The following is a 1,783-nucleotide window of genomic DNA, read 5'->3' on the forward strand; positions in this document are numbered from 1 at the left end:
TGCGCCCCGCCGGCCGGCGTGAGGTGCCGGGCCGGCCGCTCACTTATGCGACGACTCAGGAATTCTTGACCCATTTCGGGCTAAAGAGCCGCCGCGACCTGCCGGGGATCGACGATCTCAAGGCGGCGGGGCTGCTCGATCCGGTCGATATCGCGCTCGAACGGCTCGGCCTGGAGGGCGACGAGGACGGGGACGAAGAGGTCGAACTGGAAACTGACGCCGAAGAGGCCTAAGTTCCCCTGCGACGCTAGGAGATTTTCAAAATGGGTGGTTTCAGCCTCTGGCATTGGCTCATCGTCGGCCTGGTCGTGCTCCTGCTGTTCGGCAAGGGCCGCTTCTCCGACATGATGGGCGACGTCGCGAAGGGCCTCAAGAGCTTCAAGAAGGGCATGAGCGAGGACGAGGAGGCGGCCGCGCAGGAGCAGCGGCGCATCACGGAGGCGCGGGCCGCCGAACCTCGCCCCGCCGAGCCGCGCCCGGCCGAGACGACGGTCACTCCGGCGCCCGAGGCCGATCGGCAATAGGCCGCGGCCCCGGGGGGCTTGAGAGGGGCATTACGTGTTCGGGATCGATTCCGGCGAAATCCTGATCATCGCGCTGGTCGCCCTGGTGGTGATCGGCCCCAAGGATCTGCCGCGCGCGATGCGCGCGATCGGAAAGTGGATGGGCCAGGCGCGCGGCATGGCCAAGCATTTCCGTTCCGGCATCGACACGATGATGCGCGAGGCCGAGCTCGAGGACATGGAAAAGGCCTGGAAGAGCAATAACGAGCGGATCATGCGCGACCATCCGGACGGCGGCACCGAGACCGACTGGGGCAAGCCCTTGCCGAGCTCGGAGAATCCGCCGCCGCCGTTCGAGCCGGCGCCGCCCGAGCCGCCCAAGCCCACGCGCGCGCGCCGTCCCCGCAAGGCGGGCGCCGCCCCGCCGATCCCGAACACGACCCCGCCGTCGCCGCCGCCGTCGGGAGACGGCTCGTGACCGATCTCGAGCGCGCCGCGCCCGACGAGGATCTCGACGCGAGCAAGGCGCCCCTGCTCGATCATCTGATCGAGCTCCGCCGCCGCCTTTTGTGGAGCTTCGCGACCTTCGTCGTCGCCTTCTTCGTCTGTTTCTATTTCGCCGAGCCGATCTTCGCCTTTCTCGTCCAGCCCCTGCTTCAGGCCGGGCAGCAGCGGGTGATCTACACCGCGATCTTCGAGGCCTTCTTCGTCCAGGTCAAAATCGGCTTCTTCGCCGCGCTGATGATCTCATTTCCGGTGATCGCCAATCAGCTCTGGAAGTTCGTCGCGCCCGGCCTCTACGGGAAGGAGAAGCGCGCGATGCGCCCCTTCCTGGTGCTGACGCCCTTCCTGTTCCTGGGCGGAGCCTCGCTTGCCTACTACGTCGCGATGCCGGTCGCGCTGCGCTTCCTGCTCGGCTACCAGGGCGATATCGGCGGGGTCCAGCAGGACGCGCTGCCCGCGGTCGGCAATTATCTCGATTTCGTGATGCGCTTCATCTTCGGCTTCGGCGTCGCTTTCCTGCTGCCGGTGCTGCTGATGCTGCTCGAGCGCGCCGGGCTGGTCACCCGCGATCAGCTCAAGCGCGGCCGGCGCTACGCGATCGTCGTCGCTTTCGTCGCCGCCGCCGTGCTGACCCCGCCCGACGTGATCTCGCAGTTCATGCTCGCGATCCCCCTGATCGTCCTCTACGAAGTCTCGCTGGTCGCGATCTGGTTCACCGAGCGCAAGCGGGCCAAGGAAGCCGCCAAGACGGCCGCATAGAAAAGGCGCCGCCCGCA

The 1,783-nt window shown here is 67.3% G+C and carries 4 protein-coding genes; all 4 read left to right on the forward strand.

Annotated features, from left to right (window positions below; genetic code table 11):
• Window positions 1–233: SMC-Scp complex subunit ScpB (locus ACT4N8_RS11965; RefSeq protein ID WP_444858355.1), on the forward strand; the 233-nt coding region annotated here is incomplete at its 5' end.
• A gap of 30 nt (window positions 234–263) precedes the next feature.
• Window positions 264–524, forward strand: a complete 261-nt coding sequence (locus ACT4N8_RS11970; protein WP_444858356.1) for a twin-arginine translocase TatA/TatE family subunit — start codon at window positions 264–266, stop codon at window positions 522–524.
• Window positions 525–558: 34 nt separating this feature from the next.
• Window positions 559–981, forward strand: a complete 423-nt coding sequence (tatB, locus tag ACT4N8_RS11975; protein ID WP_444858357.1) for a Sec-independent protein translocase protein TatB — start codon at window positions 559–561, stop codon at window positions 979–981.
• A complete protein-coding gene (gene tatC / locus ACT4N8_RS11980; protein ID WP_444858358.1) occupies window positions 978–1,766 on the forward strand; it encodes a twin-arginine translocase subunit TatC in 789 nt (262 codons plus the stop codon). The genes tatB and tatC overlap by 4 nt, the downstream gene beginning before the upstream one ends.
• The last annotated feature ends 17 nt before the right edge of the window (window positions 1,767–1,783 follow it).

The sequence above is a fragment of the Sphingosinicella sp. genome, from assembly GCF_052387495.1.
Classification (GTDB): Bacteria; Pseudomonadota; Alphaproteobacteria; order Sphingomonadales; family Sphingomonadaceae; genus Allosphingosinicella.

Bases quoted from the DNA above. Each gene is read 5' to 3' on its own strand.
- ACT4N8_RS11970 (WP_444858356.1), top strand. From the start codon at position 264: ATGGGTGGTTTCAGCCTCTGGCATTGGCTCATCGTCGGCCTGGTCGTG.